Annotated in this window: 10 protein-coding genes; 6 read left to right on the forward strand and 4 right to left on the reverse strand. The window is 64.5% G+C overall.

The features are described from left to right. Nucleotides 1-91: 91 nt before the first annotated feature. From ACPQ6D_RS08955 to ACPQ6D_RS08965, 3 genes are all read right to left on the reverse strand, one after another. Nucleotides 92-493, reverse strand: a complete 402-nt coding sequence (locus ACPQ6D_RS08955) for a type II toxin-antitoxin system VapC family toxin (RefSeq protein WP_423223972.1) — start codon at nucleotides 491-493, stop codon at nucleotides 92-94. Between the two features lie 393 nt (nucleotides 494-886). Continuing rightward, nucleotides 887-3,868, reverse strand: a complete 2,982-nt coding sequence (gene recQ / locus ACPQ6D_RS08960) for a DNA helicase RecQ (protein ID WP_423223973.1) — start codon at nucleotides 3,866-3,868, stop codon at nucleotides 887-889. Between the two features lie 25 nt (nucleotides 3,869-3,893). Then, nucleotides 3,894-4,508, reverse strand: coding sequence for a DUF488 domain-containing protein (locus ACPQ6D_RS08965; RefSeq protein WP_423223974.1), 615 nt, complete (start codon nucleotides 4,506-4,508; stop codon nucleotides 3,894-3,896). A 191-nt stretch (nucleotides 4,509-4,699) separates the two neighbouring features. Here ACPQ6D_RS08965 and ACPQ6D_RS08970 point away from each other — a divergent pair, with 191 nt between their 5' ends. Genes ACPQ6D_RS08970 through ACPQ6D_RS08995 form a run of 6 tightly spaced genes read left to right on the forward strand, consistent with a single transcriptional unit; the run spans nucleotide 4,700 to nucleotide 16,353 of the window. Then, nucleotides 4,700-6,796 (forward strand): serine/threonine-protein kinase, encoded by a 2,097-nt coding sequence (locus tag ACPQ6D_RS08970; protein WP_423223975.1) that lies wholly within the window; start codon nucleotides 4,700-4,702, stop codon nucleotides 6,794-6,796. Further along, the gene (locus ACPQ6D_RS08975; RefSeq protein WP_423223976.1) at nucleotides 6,796-8,115 is read left to right on the forward strand and encodes an O-antigen ligase family protein; all 1,320 of its coding nucleotides are present in this window, start codon (nucleotides 6,796-6,798) and stop codon (nucleotides 8,113-8,115) included. The genes ACPQ6D_RS08970 and ACPQ6D_RS08975 overlap by 1 nt, the downstream gene beginning before the upstream one ends. Continuing rightward, nucleotides 8,112-10,910 carry a protein kinase domain-containing protein gene (locus ACPQ6D_RS08980; RefSeq protein ID WP_423223977.1) on the forward strand — a complete coding sequence of 933 codons (2,799 nt, stop codon included), beginning with the start codon at nucleotides 8,112-8,114 and terminating at the stop codon, nucleotides 10,908-10,910. The genes ACPQ6D_RS08975 and ACPQ6D_RS08980 overlap by 4 nt, the downstream gene beginning before the upstream one ends. A 13-nt stretch (nucleotides 10,911-10,923) precedes the next feature. Beyond that, nucleotides 10,924-13,221 carry an SUMF1/EgtB/PvdO family nonheme iron enzyme gene (locus tag ACPQ6D_RS08985; RefSeq protein WP_423223978.1) on the forward strand — a complete coding sequence of 766 codons (2,298 nt, stop codon included), beginning with the start codon at nucleotides 10,924-10,926 and terminating at the stop codon, nucleotides 13,219-13,221. A gap of 55 nt (nucleotides 13,222-13,276) precedes the next feature. Continuing rightward, a complete protein-coding gene (locus ACPQ6D_RS08990; RefSeq protein ID WP_423223979.1) occupies nucleotides 13,277-14,623 on the forward strand; it encodes a hypothetical protein in 1,347 nt (448 codons plus the stop codon). An 8-nt stretch (nucleotides 14,624-14,631) separates the two neighbouring features. After that, on the forward strand, nucleotides 14,632-16,353 hold the full coding sequence (locus tag ACPQ6D_RS08995; protein WP_423223980.1) for an acyl-CoA reductase: 1,722 nt from the start codon (nucleotides 14,632-14,634) through the stop codon (nucleotides 16,351-16,353). 108 nt (nucleotides 16,354-16,461) lie between these two features. Here the strand turns inward: ACPQ6D_RS08995 and ACPQ6D_RS09000 are convergent, their stop codons facing one another. Beyond that, the gene (locus tag ACPQ6D_RS09000) at nucleotides 16,462-18,849 is read right to left on the reverse strand and encodes a S8 family serine peptidase (RefSeq protein ID WP_423223981.1); all 2,388 of its coding nucleotides are present in this window, start codon (nucleotides 18,847-18,849) and stop codon (nucleotides 16,462-16,464) included. Nucleotides 18,850-18,862 lie beyond the last annotated feature (13 nt).

An 18,862-nucleotide genomic window follows, 5' to 3' on the forward strand; every position in this document is an offset into this window, starting at 1 on the left:
GGCAACGATACTGCAAGCGGGCACGAATTGCGCTCTTTTTTCTTAAGCGGAAAAGCGAAATCTATTCCCGCTTGCAGTAGAGGTGAGGATATCACCAGATTGTGCTCACACTGGACAATTGTATTTTGCTATCTCGGCTGATAACAGGCACACCCAAGGTCAAAGCGGTGGCAGCAATGATGCGATCCGGCATATCGGGCACCTGATCACGTGCAACAAGATGGAGGGAGCCGGCCACGGTTTCGTCAAGCGGAACAACCACCAGTACGGCATCCTGACCGCGGATTGCACTCGGCAGACGAGCGTAGGTGTCTGCCTGGATGCGTCCTTTCTCTGTCAAGTACACGATTTCTACCAATGTGATCGCAGAAAACGCGATTTGATCACCACTGGTGGCGGTTCGTTCAATGGTGTTTCGAGCGTTGACAGACAAACGACCATCAGCATAGAGATACCAAATGACGGTGTGTGTGTCGGCGACAGCGCGTATCATCTGATGTCCTCTCGCGGGAAGTTGCCCCATTCCTCCTGGCGAGCCTGGTCAATCTCCTCGGCTGATGGTGCTGGACCTGAGTCGGCCCAGAGACCCCATAGGGACTTGCGGGGTTTGGGTGGGGCCAAGAAGAGATCGCGCTCGATCTCGGGGGCCATATGTTCGATCAGACGAATTTTATCGCGCGGCGATAATCGCTTTGCCAGGTCAAACACTTCGTTTAGGGTCGCTGTGCTTTGCATGATCCACCGTTACCTCTGGAAGATAATTCAACTTCCGTCTCAACTGCTCAATTCTACTCCATTCCTCGCTTCCTGACAACCACAGTTCCTATGAGCAACTTGCCTGCAGAGGCGTGAGCATGGTTGTACACCTGCGTCTTGGGCGATGCGGTCATCGCAGAGCCGTGGGGCCAGTCTCTCCTGCCTCTGCTGCGTTGACTCGTTCGTCCGCCTGCTGTGCGGCCAGGAACACCACGCGCAGCAGGTGCAGTTCTTCGTAAGGAATCGTCTGCCCGCAGGCGTCGTAGATGGGCGCAAGGCGCTGAGGGCCGAGCATGGCCAGGTGTTCCATCACCTGGGCCTGCTGCGCGGGCGCCAGGCTCGAGGCCGCCAGGACAGGCGCAGGGTCAACCGCATGACCGGCGCGCAGGTAGTCGTAGAGATGACTGAGAATGGTGCTCTTTTGTACGCCGTACAAGGCTTGTAACTGCGCAATCGTGCGCCCGGCCGCGAACAGCTCGCCCACCTCTTCGAAACGCCGCTTGCCGTTGATGCTGCTGACCACGACGGGTGGGTCGGCCGGCCTGGACTGCTCTGGCAGCCCCAACTCCGTGCAGTGCGCGCGCAGCACCGCCAAAAACGCCTCTCCGTATTTTTGCAGCTTGACCTGCCCCACGCCGTTGATGTCCAACAGGCGCGCGGCCGACTGCGGGTAATAGGTCGCCATCTCCAACAGGGTCCGATCCGAGAAGATGATATAGGGCGGCAAATTCGCTGCGTCGGCCAGGCGCCTGCGCACCTCGCGCAGCTTTTGGAACAAAACCTCATCGTGCGGTGGAGCGGCCGCGGGCGCCTGGATGGACGCGGCCGCCTGCGCCACGCTGACCGCGCGCCGTCCCTGGAGCACCTCATCCCCAAGCGCCGTGAGCGCGAGCGAGCCAAACTGCATGTCCTGCGCGGCCAGCCCCTGGGTGATGAACTGCTGCGCCAGGCGTCGCCACTCGGGTATGGCGAGATCCTTGCCGCTGCCGTACATGGGCAATTGATGGTGGCGAGCGTTGAGCACAGGCTGCGCCTGCGAGCCGCGCAGCACATGGATGATGTGCATCACCCCAAAGCGTTGACCGGTCTGGACCACCGCGGCCAGGAACTTGCGCGCCGCCTCTGTCACATCAGTTTGCGCCGCGGGCGCGGCCTGGCTTAGGCAGCGGTCGCACATGGCGCACGTCGGCTGCGCGGCCGCCTCGCCAAAATAGTCGAGCAGCGGCAGCCGGCGGCAGTCTGAGGATTCCACGAAACGGAGCAGGGCCTGCAAGCGCGCCTGTTTACCGGGGCGTTCCGACGCCGCGCCTTGTTCGATGAAGCGGGCAATCGTGCCGATGTCTTGTCTGCCGACGAGCAGCAGGCAGTCGGCGCGCAGGCCATCGCGGCCGGCGCGGCCGATCTGCTGGTAATAGCTTTCGATGTTCTCGGGCAGGTTGTAGTGGACGATGAAACGCACGTTTGACTTGTTGATGCCCATGCCAAAAGCGATGGTGGCGACCATGATGGGCATTTCGTCACGCACGAAGCGGCGCTGGTTCTCGCGGCGGGTGTTATCGTCCAGTCCGGCATGGTAGGGTAGGGCCCGATAGCCGTGTCCATTCAACTGCGCGGCCAGGGTGTCCACCTGCTGCCGCGTGCTGCAGTAGATGATGCCGGACTCGTCGGCATGTTGGGCCAGAAAATCCAACACCTGTCTCAAGCCGTCCATGCGGGGTTGGGCGGCCAGGTACAAATTGGGGCGGTCGAAGCTGGCGACAAATTCGTGCGCGCGATCAAAGCCCAGGATGGTCTGGATGTCGTCGCGCACGCGTGCGGTGGCGGTGGCCGTCAGCGCCACACACACCGCCTGCGGATAGCGTTGACGCACCGCTAACAGCTGCCGGTACTCCGGTCGAAAGTCGTGCCCCCACGAGGAAATGCAGTGCGCTTCGTCAATCGTCAGGCAATCCACGGCGCATTGATCGAGCAAAAGCAACGTCTCTGGCCGCAGCAGCGTTTCCGGCGACACGTACAGCAGTTTGACCTCGCCCTGCCTGATCGCAGCGGTCGTGGCAAGATAACGGCTGTAGTCCAGGGTGCTGTTGAGGAAGGCTGCGGGCACACCCAGCTCGTGCAATTGGTCCACCTGGTCTTGCATCAGCGCAATGAGCGGCGAAACGACGACGGTCAGACCGGCGAAAAGCAAGGCGGGCAGTTGGTAGCAGAGCGATTTGCCGCCGCCGGTGGGCATGACCACCAGGGTATCCTTGCGTTGCCCAATGCAGCGGATGATCTCGGCTTGCAGCGGACGGAAGCTGTCGTAGCCAAAGACCGATTTGAGCAGCCGCAGCGACGCCTGTGGATCAACGTCCAATCTCTGGGCGATTGCGCGCAGCGGTCGCGCCCCAGGGTTGGGCGGCGACGCCGCCCCGGCGCCAGGCGGCGCTGCGTCAGGGCTAATGGGCGCGGCTGCGGCCGAAGGCAAGCCTGGCGTAGGCACTGCGGTCAAGCGTCGCGGCAGGAACCAACCAGAGAGCTGCAAGAAACAGCGATATTCCACGTCGGGGTTGGTCTCCGGCCGCCACCAGTGCGCCAGGGACACGCGCACGACCGCGCCAGCCGAAATCTCGGCCAACGGTTCTTGAAAACCAACAAAGGTGAGGGTGCGGCCGCCATTGGGCGTGGGGTAACGATAACGAATGCGTTTGGCGTCATCCGCCCGTGTCAGCGCCTGCGCCGGTCGCCAAAACATGGTGCTGTAGAGTGGAATGCCGGTGCGCGCGGTGATGTAGAGGACGCCGCCGGGCGTGGCTTGGAGCAGTCCATCATAGAGGGCTTCGATGCCGCCGGGGCGGGGCGGCATGAATCGTTCAATGAAGGGCAGCGGATCGCTCATCGGGCCTAGCCGCCGCCGCTCATGAACGATCACGTTCTCGGTATGGGGTGGGACGAGCTCGCGCGCGGGCGCAGCCTCAACCTCCCACACGTCGCCGACGGCATACTCCATGCCGGCCTGCTCATTCGTGGCCGCATTGGCCGCGACCAGACGCACGCTCTGTCCCTCGAAGCTGATTCCGCCGATGCACGCCCCGTTGCCTATCCGCGTCTTGGCGACAATTAGAACTTTCACAAGATGCCTACACGAATCAGTTCGATCATTCGCTATCCTCATCATACGCCAGGCTATCCGTGTCGCCTTCTTCATCTGCAGGCTGCGCGTCGGCCGCCGCATACCGTTTGCGTGACGTGAAGGTCGGCGCGCCAAACAGGGTCAGTTGACCGCCGGTCAGGCGGGCGATGACAGCCTCCTGCGTCAGCGGTTGGTCATCCTCGTCCAGGTGCAGCACCGGAATATGCAGACCAGCCAACGACTCGCCGATCAGTTTGCTGCGATGGCATGCTTCCGGCCGTCCCTCGCTGCACATCAGCGCGACGCAGCGCTGCTGCTCGAACGCCCGACGAACCCGTTCGATGCCCTCCTGATAGGCGGCCGTTTGTTTGACTTTGTCATAGTCCACCTTGCCATCCGTATAGCAGGCGGAATCAACAGGCCGACCGCCCAGGACATCGCCCATGAACACATAACGAATATGACGCCGCTCACATGCGCGCGCCAGCGGTTCTTTGGAAAATTCCGGCTTGAAGCGCGAGTAAGGCGCAGAGCGGATATCAATCAGAAAAGCAATCTGCCGCGTTTGCAGCACCGCCAACAACTCTTCCACGGTGCGCGCGCCATAGCCGATGGTGTAGATTGGGATTGGGTTGGTCATGTCGTGATTCCTATGGATGGCGGCAACTCTAGCACATCTTGCCGCGGGCGTCAATCTTGCTTGAGAATTTCTGCGGCATCGGTTTTTTGTCCTTTCCCACATTTTCGCCGATAATAGAGCGACTGTGATCTTTCCTCGCAGGCAACAACGGTTCTGTTTCTCATCCTAGCTCACGCGCAAAGGCCCGACCTATGAATGGTTCACTCGTTGGCAAACGCCTCGGTAAGTATGAAGTCCAGGCCGAAATCGGCCGCGGCGGCATGGGCATCGTCTATCGCGGCTTTGATCCGATGCTCCAGCGGCCGGTGGCGATCAAGGTGCTTCCGCCGCAGTTGGCGATGGATCCCGGCTTCGTGCGTCGTTTTCAACGCGAAGCGGTGATGGCCGCGCAGCTCAAACATCCAAACATCGTCACCATTCATGACGTGGGCGAGCAGGAGGACATCAACTTCATCGTCATGGAGTTCCTCGAAGGCGCGACGCTCGATCGCTGGTTGGAACGCAGCGCTCTGAGTTTGGACCAGGTCAATCGCATTGTGCGCCAGGTCGCCGACGCCTTGGACTTCGCGCACAAGCGGGGAGTTGTACACCGCGACATCAAACCGTCCAACATCATGGTCTCGGCCGAGGGGCATGTCACCCTCATGGACTTCGGCCTGGTGCGGGCGTCTGAAGGCGCCGCGCTGACGCAAACCGGCGCGGTCATGGGCACGCCAGAGTACATGGCGCCAGAACAGGCGCAGGGGACGGTCGTTGATCATCGCGCGGACATCTACGCGTTCGGCATTGTCGTCTATCGGTTGTTGGCGGGGCGGCTGCCCTTCGAACGCAACACGACGCCTGCCTTGATCCACGCGCACGTCTATGAAGCGCCGCCCCCGCTGCGTCAGCAGCGCCCCGATCTGCCGCCGGCGCTGGACGCCGTGGTGCTCAAGGCGATTGCCAAGCAGCCCGCTGATCGCTATCAAAGCGCCGGACAACTGGCGCGCGACTTCGAGGCGGCCATCGGCGGCAAGGCGCCAGTGCTCGCACCGCTCCCCCCGCCCGGCGCGCCGACTTCTGGTCGCCCGCCCACGCCGCCGCCTTCCGTCGGGCCAACGGTGCGCCCAGGCGCACGCTCTGTGCCGCCCACAGTCGCAGCCGGCCCTGCACGCCCCGGCACTCAGCCGCCCACCGCCGCGCGTCCCGCCAGCAAGATGCCCATCTTGATCGGCCTCCTGGGCGTACTGCTCGTGGCCGTGGTCGGCGGCGCGCTGCTGATGATGCAACGCGCCCCGAACCCGACCGCAACGCCAACGGCAGTCAAGTCAGCGCAGAACGGCAGCGAAGCGACCAATACGCCCGCACCCATCAAGGACACACCAACCAGCGCGGCAACTGCCATACCAACCTTGAAAGTCGTTGTCGTCGAGACATCCACGCCAACCCAAGCGGCGGCCGCGCCCACCAAGACGCCGATCCCGCCGACCCATACGCCGGTCCCAGCGACCAGCACGCCGCTGCCGCCGACGAAGACCCCCGTACCGCCAACCAAAACTTCGCTGCCGCCGACCAAGGCCCCCACAAAACCGCCGGAGCCTGCCCGACCGGGGCTGGTCTTCGACTTTGAACAGGACCTGACCTGGCGGCGGGGCACGCAGCCCTACGGAACGTTCACCCGTTCGGCTGAGCAGGCCAAAGGCGGCGCCAGCAGCGGCAAATTGGCCTATGACTTTGCGGCCGTGGCCGACAACTACGTCGTCTTGGAGGCGCGACCGGCCAAGGCCTTGTCTGGCCGCCCCACCGGCCTCACCGCCTGGGTCTATGGCGACGGTTCCGGCCATTTTCTGAACGTGTGGATCAAGGACCAGGCGAGCGAAGTGCGCGCCTACTCGTTCGGTCGCATCCAGCACCAGGGCTGGCAGCAGATGACCGCCTACTTCGACGACGCCGCGCCCTGGCCGGCGGGTCACATCAGCGGCCCGGACAACGGCGCGCTCGATTACCCGGTGAGCTTCTTTGCCTTCGTGCTCGACGGCGTACCCGATGGCTCGGCCAGCCGCGGCGCCATCTACCTGGACGAGGTCTTTACCACGACCGGGGCGATTCCGTCGGTGCCAACACCCACACCAAACGTCCCCCAGCCGCCGCCAACGACCACCGGCACCGCGCAGCTCACGTTAGCGCCAGGCAGCCGCGCCCTGGCCGCCACCGGAAGCATGTTAGGCCTGGGCTTGCTGCTCGGTTTTCTCTTGTTCAGTGACTGGCTCACCCGCCTGTGGCGCTGGCTGTGGGCGCATGGCGATTGATGGCAGCTGCTGCGCGGCTCAGCGCCGCCGGTCCATCACTCATACGCCTGGGCGGGCTGCTGGTCGCTGTTCTCCTGCCGCTCTGGTTCAATCCCTGGGCGGCCGCGGCCTTTGAGCCAGCCAAAATCACCCTTTTCCTTCTGATCGTCCTGGCGATGGGCGGCGTGGCCTTGTTGATCCGCATGCGCCGGCCAGAGGCGCTGCTGGCGCCTCCCCCCTCACTGCGGCGCTGGCTCGTCGTCTACCTGGGCATGATCGGCGCGGCCACGCTGGCGTCGGTGGATCCAGGTCGCAGCCTGTGGGGCGCGCCCAGCAATTTGCACGGCGCGCTCGTCCTCGCGGCCGGCCCGCTCTTTGCCTTGCTGCTCCTGTCGTCCTGGCGCACAGTGGATGCGCGTGAGCGGCAGGTGACCGCGCTGATTGTGGGCAGCGCGCCCGTGACCCTCTATGGTTTGATCCAGGCGTTGGGCCTTGACCCACTGCCCTGGGCAACTGATGCAGTGTCACCCGTCTTGTCTACCCTGGGACGTTCCAACTTCCTGGGCGCGTATCTGGCCCTGGTCAGCCCCTTCATCCTGGCTCGCCTCTGGGAAGCGCCGTTGTCTGGCCTGACCGTGGGCGCGACGCGATGGCGCTATGGGATGCTGCTGGGATTCACGGTGATCTGCCTGCTCTTGACGCAGGCGCGTGGGGCCTGGATCGGTTTTGTGGCCGCGGCAACCCTCTGCCTGGGACTGCTGGCCTATCGCTGGCGCAATCGGCGCCTGGCGCTGGCCGCATTGCTGGTCTGCGTGCTGGGCAGCGCCTGGTTCGTGACGATGAACCGGGTCAGCCTCGTCAAGGCGCCGCTGGCATCATCAGCCCCCACCGCGCCCACGTTCACGGACTTGCGTCGAGCCTCCACCGCGACGCGCCTCATCATTTGGCGCACAACCGCTGCCCTGGTTGGCCGGCGTTGGCTCCTGGGCTACGGGCCAGCCACGTTTACCCCCATTTTCATGACAAACTACCCGTCAGAATTGACATCTTGGGCAGATTCGACTATTGTAACTGACCCACACAACATCCTGCTAGATCAAGCGATGACGGTCGGTCTGGCCGGATTGGTGGCGTTTGCGGCCAGCATAGCCACGTTCTACCGGCTAACCTGGCGCGCCGTGATGGCCGCCGCTGACCGCGCCGCGCAGTCGCGCGGCATCGCAGCCATCGCGGCCGTGACTGGATTTTTGATCCAGGCGCAGTTCAACCCGAATGTTATCGTAAACCTGGCTGTTTTTTGGATCGCTTTCATGTTGGGAGTTACTGAGGGACGCAAATGAGTTCATCCCTGGTGGGCCAACGGCTTGGCCGCTATGAGATTCGTCGTGAAATTGGCCGCGGCGGCATGGGCATGGTCTTCGAAGGCTTCGACACCCTGCTGCAGCGTGTCGTTGCCATCAAGGTGCTGCCGCCGCAGTTTGCCTTCGATGAGGACTTCGTGCGCCGCTTCCACCGCGAGGCCGTGGCGTCCGCGCAGCTGCACCACCCCAACGTGGTCACCATTCATGACGTGGGCGAGCACGCCGGTTTTCAGTACCTGGTGATGGAGTACCTCGAAGGCGAGACGCTCGATCAGTGGCTCAAAGACCACGGCACGATGCCGCTGGGCAAAGCGGCCGAGGTCTTGCGTCAGATCGCCAGCGCGCTCGATTTTGCGCACAGCCGCGGCATGATTCATCGCGACATCAAGCCATCCAACATCATGCTGGCGGCCGACGGCCATGCGACGCTGATGGACTTTGGCCTGGTGCGCGCGGCCGAAGGCGCCATGCTCACCCGCACCGGCATGGTGGTTGGCACGCCCGAATACATGGCGCCTGAACAAGCCACCGGCGCCGAAGTGGACCGCCGCACCGACGTCTACGCCCTGGGGGTGGTTCTCTACCGCATGTTGAGCGGAAAGCTGCCCTTCACACGCTCAACGCCCTACGCCGTGACCTACGCGCACATTCATGAGCCGCCGCCGCCCCTACGCCAAACCCGCGCCGACTTACCGCCGCGGCTGGAAGCGATTCTAGTCAAGGCGCTGGCCAAGAATCCGGCCGATCGCTATCAACGCGCCGGCTACCTGGCCGACGATTTTGCGGCAGCCGTGGCGGACATGCCGCCCGACGCGCTTGCAACCGCCGCCGCCGCGGCCACAACCGTCCAATCGGCGGCGACTCTTCATCAGGCGCAGACGTTCATCGGCGAGGCGCACACCCGCCGCATGGAGAGCGAACCCGCGGCCGCGGCGCCTGTTCCACCAGCCGCGGCGCCCGCGACCGGCGCGCCGCCCCGCCGCAGCACGCGCCTGCCGATCTTCATCGGCGCGCTGGCCCTGCTGGCTGTGGTGATCGTTGGCGGCGTGCTGGCGACAGGCAACCGCGGCGCGGCCTCTGCGCCTACAGCAGCCCCTACGGCGCTGGCCCTGGCGTCGCCATCGCCCGCGCCGCTGGCAACGGCCACGACGGCGGAAACCCCACCCACCGTCATAGCCAACGTCTCGCCGACCGGCACACTGGCGCCGACCGCCACATTGGCGCCAACGGCCACCCTGGCGCCATCGGATACGCCGACGGCCGAACCCAGCGCCACGTCAACGCCCACAAACACGCGCGGGCCGACCGCTACGCCGACGCCTTCGCCCCGCCCGGCAGTCACGGCGGCGCCGCTGCCTCCAGGCGTAGTGCTCGATTTTGAGCGCGACGTCGTCTGGCGTCGCGGCCAGCAGCCCTACGGCACGCTGACGCGTTCGGCTGAGCAGGTCAAAGAGGGCAAGTCGGCCGCCAGGTTGGCCTACGATTTTGCGGCTGTGACTGACAACTACGTGGTGTTCGAGGCGCGCCCTGCCTTGAGTCTGCCCGGCCGCCCCACGGGCCTGACGGCATGGGTCTATGGCGACGGCGCCGGCCATTTCCTGAATGTTTGGATCAAGGACAACGCCGGCGAGGTGCGTTCCTACACCTTCGGCCAGATCAAACACCAGGGCTGGCAGCAGCTGACAGCCTGGTTCGACGATCAGGCGCCCTGGCCCGTGGCGCATATCAGCGGCACAGACAATAAGAAGCTCGATTATCCAGCCTGGCTCTCTGCCATCGTGCTCGACGGCGTGCCCGATAACCAGGCCAGCCAAGGCGTCATCTACGTGGATGACATGCGCACGACCTCAGCGCCCATCCCCACAACGCCCGCGACGCCAGGCGCAGGCGCAACGCCCGTTCCGCCGGGCGCGACATCTACGCCAAGCGCAGGCGGCAGCGCAACCGGCCTCAGCGGCCGCCTTGCCTACACCACCTGGAATGGCGGTCACATGGACACGGTCGTCTACAACGTGAGCGCCGGCAGTCGTGGGCCAACGATTGCCAACATGCGCCAACCCGACTTCAACGTCAATGGTGAACTGGTTGGCAACGGGGACGGCGGCGGCGCGGATAACCTGGTGCGCACCGACCGCAACGGCGGCGGCAAACGCCTGATCAGCGAACACCCCGAAGATGCGCATCCACACTGGTCGCCGTCCGGCGTCAGCGTGATCTACGACTCCTCGGCGCAAGGCGACGGCCGCTACCGCCTCTATTTCCAAGAGGACGCTGGATTCCGCCATGAGGTGTCGCCTATCAAGATCGGCGCGCAAGAACTATTTGGTCGCTATCCCGTCATCCTGGGAAGCTGGCGCGTGGCCTTCAACGGTTGTAACAACTGGGATGGCGGTCGCACCTGCGGCATCATGACGATTGATACCAACGGCAACAATCCAGGCGTCGCCACTGATCAAGCCGGCGACATTCCCACCGATAATCTCGGCCCCCAGGTGTTGTTCATGTCGAATCGCGACGGCAACTGGGAAGTCTACAAGGTCGGCGGCGATGGCGGTGGGCTGCAGCGCCTCACCAACAATCCGGCCAACGATGGTCTGGCGACGGCGTCACCTGACGGCAACTACATTGCTTTCGTCTCCAACCGCGATGGCGGCTGGGCAGTCTTTGTAATGCGCACCGACGGCAGCGAACAGCGCAAGCTGTTTGACCTGAATGGCGGCTACGGCAGCGGCGATTGGGACTGGACCCAGGAACGCTTGAGTTGGGGGCCTTGAGGAGGAGAGATAGATGGCAGACCCATTGATTGGGAAAAAGATCGGCAAATATCAGATCCAGAGCGAACTGGGCCGCGGCGGCATGGGTGTGGTCTACCGCGCCTACGATCCTGACCTGCGGCGAACCGTGGCGATCAAGATATTGACGCAGCAGTTGGCGGCCGATGACGACTTTGTCAAACGCTTCCAGCAAGAAGCGATCATGTCTGCCAATTTGCACCACCCGCACATCATCACGATTTACGATGTCGGCGAGGTGGACGACCTGCATTTCCTGATCATGCAGTACCTGGAAGGCGCTACGCTGGAGCACTGGGTGCGCAAGAATGGCCCGATGCCGCTGGCGCAGGCTGCGGATGTGGTGCAGCAAATCGCACAGGCGCTCGATTACGCGCATGACCTGGGCATCGTGCACCGCGATATCAAACCCGCCAACATCATGCTCAGTCCCAGCGGGCAGGCGACTTTGATGGATTTTGGCCTGGTGCGGGCCGGGGCCGGCACGGGGCTGACGCGCACGGGCACGGTGATGGGAACGCCGGAGTACATGGCGCCCGAACAGGCGCAAGATGGCGACATTGACCGTCGCACCGACCTTTACTCGCTCGGCGTGGTGATCTACAAGCTATTGACGGGTCGCGTGCCATTTTCGCGCACCACCCCCGTGGCCACGATCTATGCCCACGTCAATGAAGCCCCGCCGCCGATTTGCCAGGTCAAGGCCGACTTGCCGCAGCCCGTCGAGGCGGTGGTGAGCAAGGTGTTGTCCAAGAACCCGGCCGATCGTTATCAACGCGCGGGTGAATTGGCGCGCGATTTTGTCATCGCCAGCCAGGGCAAAATGCCGCCCGGATTGAGCGCGCAGGCCGCTGCGTCCTCGCCTGAAAAGACGATCGTGGCAGATGCGGTGGCGTCTCCGCCGCGCACATCAGCGCCGCCGCGCCAGCCAGCCGGCCGACCGGCCGCGCCAGCCAACCGGCCTTTCCCCATGCCGCTGGTCGCCGGGCTGGCCGCCGTGCTCGTCCTGGTGATTGCCGGCCTCGGCATCGCGCTCAGCGGTTCCGGTGGGCGCGCACAGCCCACGGCCACCACGGTGGCGCAAGGCAGTACGCCGCAAGCTGGCCTTACGGCTGCGGCGGCCACCACGGCTGCGCCGATCGTGCTGCCGGGCAGCGATACGCCCACGCCGACGGCCACGTCTTTGCCCTCGCCGACGCCCACGCCTGCGCCGGAAGTGCGCGTCCTGGGCGCGGCGGTCAACGTACGCAGTGGACCGGACATGGCCTATCCGATCCTGGCGCGCCTGCAAAAAGGCGACAAGGTCGAGATCACCGGGCGCACGGAGAACGGGGCATGGTGGCAGTTCATGTACAACCGCACCCCGGCCTGGATCGCCTACTCGTCGGTGATTACCACCACCGGCCTTGTGGACACTGCGCCGGTCATCACCGAAACGCTCAAGCCCGAACTTGGTCCAGGCTCGGCGCGCATCAGCCCGGTGGATGGCATGATGCAGATGTACGTGCCGGCCGGGCCTTTCCTGCGCGGCTCCACCGGCACCGACCTCGTGGCGGATGATAACGAAAAGCCGCAGAGCGTCCTGACGCTGTCTGCATTTTGGGTGGATCGCACCGAAGTCACCAACGGCATGTTCAAGAAATTTGCGACCGCGACCAAGTTCCAGACAACGGCTGAGAAAAACGGTCAATCACGCGTCTACGACATCGCCACGAAATGGAACCTGGTGAAAGGCGCCAACTGGCAGCACCCGTTTGGGCCAGACAGCACCATCGAGGGTCAGGACGACTACCCGGTGACGCATATCAGTTGGAATGACGCTGTGGCCTACTGCCGTTGGGCTGGCCGGCGCCTGCCAACCGAGGCCGAATGGGAAAAGGCTGCGCGTGGCACGGATGGTTTGCTGTACCCGTGGGGCAACGATCCGGTAGCCGGCGATCTGGCTAACTTCGCTGACGCCAACCTGGACATCTATGGCGCGGACCGCGGCGTGGATGACGGCTTCGAGTTCACGGCGCCGGTCGGGCACTATCCAGCAGGCGCCAGCCCCTACGATGCGCTCGACATGGCTGGCAATGTGCAGGAGTGGGTGTCTGATTGGTACGAGAAAGGCTACTATGCCAAGGCTCCAGAGGTTGACCCGCAAGGCCCGGCCACGGGCCAGGCGCGTGTGAGCCGCAGCGGTTCCTGGTGGACGACGGCCAAAGTCATACGCACGACCTTCCGCAGCGCGTATGGCCCAACCGATGTCTATGCCATCTTCGGCTTCCGCTGCGTTGAGCCGGTCAAGTGAACATGACACGTCCACTGGGCAGACTCAACCCCATGGCGGCGGTGAGGATTGAGCGGTGAACCAACAACTCCCGCTCGCCAGCTTTTGGAGCCTGACGCCAGCGCACCGTGAAGCCATCTTGCTCGACGGCATCACGGAAACGCACGCCTGGCATTTTGCGCGCAACCGCGCCTACCGGCAGACGGTCGCAGCCCGCGGCCTTGGGCCGTCGCTCTCTCCCAACGACCTGGCGCGCGTCCTGCGCCCCACCGCACAGACCTTCAAGTCCTACATTGATCTATTGGGCACACCTTTTCCCCACGATCGCCCTCTCGCATTCGTGGAGTGGCTGGGGGGACAGCTCTCCATCGAACTGCCCGCCGCGCGCTTCAGCCGCTTTCGCCCGCGCTATGGTTCGCTGGAGGCGCTCCTGCGCGCGGTCGAGCAGATCTTTGCCGACCTGGGGCTCGAAATCCTGACTTCGAGCGGAACGTCCGGCCGCGCCACGATCATGGTGCGCAACCAACAGTCCCTGGCGCGCACGACAGAAAGCTTCTACCTCTCCTTTCAGCGCTACTTCGGTATGCAGGCCGATCATCGCGCCATCTTCATCATGCCGCGTCAAACTCGCATCGCGATGGCGCGCATGGCCCAATTCAGCGTGCAGGGCATTGGCCTGGCGCCAGAGCGAGTGCATTTCACCATTCCGTTTGCTGCGCAGCCAGACCAGGTGCGCATTCGCGCCGGCCGCACATTCCGCAGCGGCTGGCGCGGCGCGGTCGAGCGCCGGTTGTGGCGCCCGTTCATGCACTGGATGGGCGACGCCGTGGTGACGCCCAGGGCGGTGCAGAATACGGTGCATCTGCTGCAGGCCGCGTCGGCCGCCGGGGAGAAGGTGCTGCTGTTCGCCGGCTGGACGCACTTGCATGCGGTTGCGCAGGAAATTCTGCGCCGCGGCCCGCCGCTGCGCCTGGCCGCCGGCAGCCTGGTCGGTTCTGGGGGCGGCATGAAAGAACGCTATCCCCACACGCCGGACGAAATCCGGACGACCGTCGCGCAGGCGATGATCTCAACCGACGGCGAGCCGGTCATGGTGCGCGACACGTATGGGATGGCCGAAGGTAACTGGGCCGCCATGCAGTGCCGGCAGGGGAACTATCATCTCCCACCCTGGATTCAGGCGTTCACCGTGGACGCGAATGATACGCTGCAGGCGGACGCTGACAGCGTGGGGCTGCTGGCTTTCTTCGACCCTTTTGGCGGCGGCGAGCTCTTCCCGGCCTTCTTCAAGACCGCCGACCGTGTGCGCCTGCTGCGCGGCGACGCACCTTGCGCATGCGGTGAGCAGGGCGCTTATCTGGCTCAAGGCTCCATTCAGCGCGTGGACCTGCTTGACGAAGCCGGCTGCGCCGCCCAACTGTAGGGGGTTCTATGGACGGTTTTTGGCTGCCTGCCGCCCTCCGCCAGGAATTGACCAGCCCCAACGCGACATTTGAGACCCTCTCCTACCTGGCTGGTCAACCGGCCGCGGCTGATGACCCGCGCGCGGTGCACGCCCGCTATCTGACCCTGCAGCCTTCGCAGTGGCCGATCCTCCTGGCGGCCCTGCGGCGCCAGCGGCTGCGCGTGCCGCGCGGAGCCGCGTATTGGACGCGCTTGCAGGCGGCCTTGCACGTGGCTGGCGGTCGCCTGGCCGACCCGGCTGACCCCCTGCGGCGTGAGATTCTGGCCGGCCTTCCAGCCTACACCGGCTATTCGGAAGCCATGATTCGGATGACGCTGACCGCGCTGGATATGATGGCGCTGGCGCAACTGCCCGCTGCGTATGCCAGTTTGCCGTCCTGGCACGCCGCTGAAGCCTGGCAACCCATGCCCGGTCTGCCAGGGCGGCTGCGGTTCTACCCGACGGCGACGCCTGGCTGGAACTTATCGCGGTTTATGCGCCGCCGCCAGGACAGCCCGCTCTTTGGAGAGATCACGGCGCCCGAACTGGTCGTTGGCTACGGCGCGGGCAATGTCCCCGGCACTGCGCTTCTGATCACGTTCCTGGCGCAGGCCACCACGCTGGCCGCAGGCGCGGCTCCGCCGGCTATCGTGATCAAAAACTCGCGCCAGGAACCGCTGTTTGGGCCTATGATTCTGCGTGCACTGGAGGCTGTGGATGCTGACCTGGTCGCCAATGTCGCGGTGTTGATCTGGGACTACGAGGATGAGCGCACCCAGGCGCTGATTCTTGCCCAGGCCGACCTGGTCATCGCCGCGGCTGGCGATCAGACGATTGCCGAGATCAGCCGCGCGGCGCAGCACGCCGCGCCGACGCGGCCGCCGCGTCTGCACGCGCACGGGCACAAGGTCAGCTTTGCGGCGATCGGACGCGACGTCTTGACGCTGCAGGCCACGCTGCCGGGCGCGCCAGACAGCCTTCTCATGGATGTCGTCACGCGGCTGGCGGCCCTGGACTCTGTTTTTTGGGATCAGAATGGCTGCCTTTCTGCGCGTGTCCATTTCGTGGAAACGGGAGGAGATGATACGCTGACGCCCGCCGCGTATGCCGAGCGCCTGGCGGGCCAGTGCCGGGGCCTGGCCGCGTTTCTACCGCGTGGGGCCTGGCCGCGTCAGCCGCTGCACGATCGTTTCGACCGCTACAAGGCGCTGGAAGCAGCGGGGCAGGTGCAGGTGTTTTCAAGCTACGATGATGAATTTCTGGTCGTGGTTGACGCGCGCCCCTTACCGGTGGATCGGCGGCAGGCCGCCATACAGTGGGTGAACCAGGTCAATGACTGCCAGGGCCGCGTGATCATCGTGCGCCCGGTCGCCGACCTGATGGAGATTCCCGATCGCTACCTGGCTCTGCTGCCGTCCGCCAATTTGCAATCTCTAAGCGTCGCCGTTGGGCAAGTGGGAGCCGGGTTGACGCCCCGTTTCCTGCGCTTTGCTGACGCCTGCGGCCAACGCGGGGTCACGGCCATCCGCACCGTGGGGCGCGGGGCATTTCCGCAGTTAGCCTATTCCTGGGACGGGCTGCTTCCGCTCGACCTGATGCGCGTGCGGCCGCCCGGCCATTTCACCACCATCGAGTTCGACGCCCCGCTGACCGAAATCGCCGCCACCTGGCAGCTCTTTCAACGCCTCGCTCAAAACCTCACTCCCTAATCTCCGGTCTCCAATCTCCGGTCTCCAATCTCCGGTCTCTGGTCTCCGATCTCTGGTCTCCGATCTCTGGTCTCCGATCTCCATCACGCTCTGCACTTTTCCCCGACCTCATCCACTCACCGACACCACAAACTCCGACTGCGGCCCGAAGCGCACGCGGCTGCCATGCGTCAAGGGCTGGGGGACGTGGGGCGTCAGGCGCTGGCTGTTGACCAATGTGCCGTTGCTGCTGCCCAGGTCGGTGATGGTAAGGCGGCGTCCATCCCATGTGATGAGCGCGTGATGACGGCTTACCTGGCTGTCATTTGCCAGGACAATCGCGTTATCCGGATTGCGTCCGACGGGATTATCGCCTGGACGCAGCGCCAGCCGTGCGCCGGTGGAGTCAACCAGATAAGCTTGCACCGTGGCAGGCGGCAGCGACGCGGGTCGCGGTCGAGCCGGCGCCGGGCGCGCGGCTGTGGGTGGGCGGCGCAGCAGGAGGACGAGGAACACGATGCTGCCGATGAGGCCTGCCAGGCCCAGACAGGCGGCCGCGCCAAGCACCACGATCACGGCGGACGATGTGCGCCTGGCGCGCGGCGCGGGCGGTTCGACCGGCGGCGGCGCAACGGCCACGGCCGTGGCCGTGACGCGCGCGATGGCCGTGGGCGGCCTGGTCGCATCAGCCGTCGCTTGCGTGGGCGTCGCCGGCGCCGCGGCGTCGGCCGGCAAGGCCAGGCGGCCGAAGCCGGTCGCCGGGTCTGGCCCGGCTGCCGCCATGTCCAGTGCGTGCGTGGTCAGATACGTGCGCACCTCGTCGGCCGACATGCCAGGAAACGCGCTCATCACCAGCGCCGCCGCGCCGGCCACGTGCGGTGCAGCCGCCGAAGTGCCAGGGAATGAGTCTGGCGCGTAACTCTGCGTTGTCACCCGATCGGGTGCGACGATCTCCGGTTTCAGCCGCCCATCGTTGGTCGGGCCTTGCGAGCTGAAATCCTCCAACTCCTGGGTGTCCCAACGCATAGCGCCCACGGTCAAAGCGCCGAGCGCATCGCCTGGCGTGCTCAGACTGTAGGCCGAGGACGGAAATTCGATCAGCCCATTGAGTGCAAACAAGTCAAAGGTCACGGGATGCGTGGCGCCGGCCGCCTTGATGAGGATGAAGTACGTGGCGGGGTCCAGGTGTTTGAGGCGAAAACCCTCCACGGGCATGTCGCCGGCCTGGCCGGTCTGCGCATCTTCGGATGAGGCGACCACTTTGTCGTCTGCATCTACCAGAAAGAGATCGAAATCCTGGTCCTTATTCTCCCAGTCGCTCCAGTTCAAAATGATCGTGACTTCGCCCTGTGAAGGCGGACGATAGGCCATGGCGTTGGTGCCATCGGGAAACTCGTGCAGGCCATTGCCATCGCTGTCTTGAAAAATGCCCCGGTAGTGCTCGGCGCCCTCATTGCCGCTGGCGTTGACCCACAGCACGCCCCGGGCGGCCGCATCGTCCACGATTTTGGCCTGGCGGCTGCTGCCATCCATTGGCCCGACCGAACCGCCGGCCGAATGGGAGATGATGTCAACGCCCTGCGCCAACAGCCAATCCACGGCGCGACCCAGGCCAGTTTCGGTGCCGCTGTAATAGGCCAGGAAAAGCTCGGCATCGGGCGCCATGGCATGGATAATCTCGGCGCATGCCGCGCCATGGACTTCACCCGTCGCATCTGGTTCTTCATCCGGCACAAACGAACGGGCGGTCACCTGCGCCGGCAGCTCTTTTCCCAAGAGCGCCTTGTAGCCGTCGAAACCGAGGTCAAGCACGCCAATCTTGACCCCTTTGCCGGTGAAGCCGGCGCGGTGCCAGGCTGCCGCGCCCGTGGCCTGCACACCCTCCATATCCAGCGCCGGTCTGGCGGCTGCCTCCGGCCGTGTGCGCAGGTCGCCGTGGTTGACCTGCGTGGGCAGCGGCAGGCGCAGCTTGAGAATGTGGTCAAGCTGAGTCAACCGTTCGAAAAGCTGGCCGGCATCCGTGGTCTGGGCAAACTGCTCAATCAGGGTCATCGGCACGGCAATGTCAATCAGGTCCTGGTACGCGCCTTCGATGACAATCCCCATCGCTTGCAGTTCAGCGGCGACGGCGGGCGTATTGGCTGCGGCGTCAATCACCAGGGTGATGCGCACCTGGTCCTTCTTATTCAGCAGCGCGCGCTGTTCGGCCAGGGCGCGCGCGGCGTCCACGCCGCCGGTTTCATACGCCAGCACAAACTCCTTGTAAACGGAGCCGAGCGACTCGTCCTGCAGCAGGCGGCCGATCTGCGGGTAGCGCGCAGCTAAATCTGCCAACGAAGGGATGGGGGTCAACAGCCCGGGGCCAGGCGAGTCGAACGCCGGTTTGGTGGGCGTGGACGGCGCCAGCAGCGGCCGCGCGACGGTCCACAGGCCAGCGCCGGCAGCAATCAACACCACCGCGCTAACCACAATGAAGCCAGTCAGAAATTTACGATTGTGCAGAAGCGATGAACGCATGAGCAGCACATCC

This window comes from Candidatus Amarolinea aalborgensis (genome assembly GCF_900491745.1).
GTDB lineage: Bacteria > Chloroflexota > Anaerolineae > SSC4 > Amarolineaceae > Amarolinea > Amarolinea aalborgensis.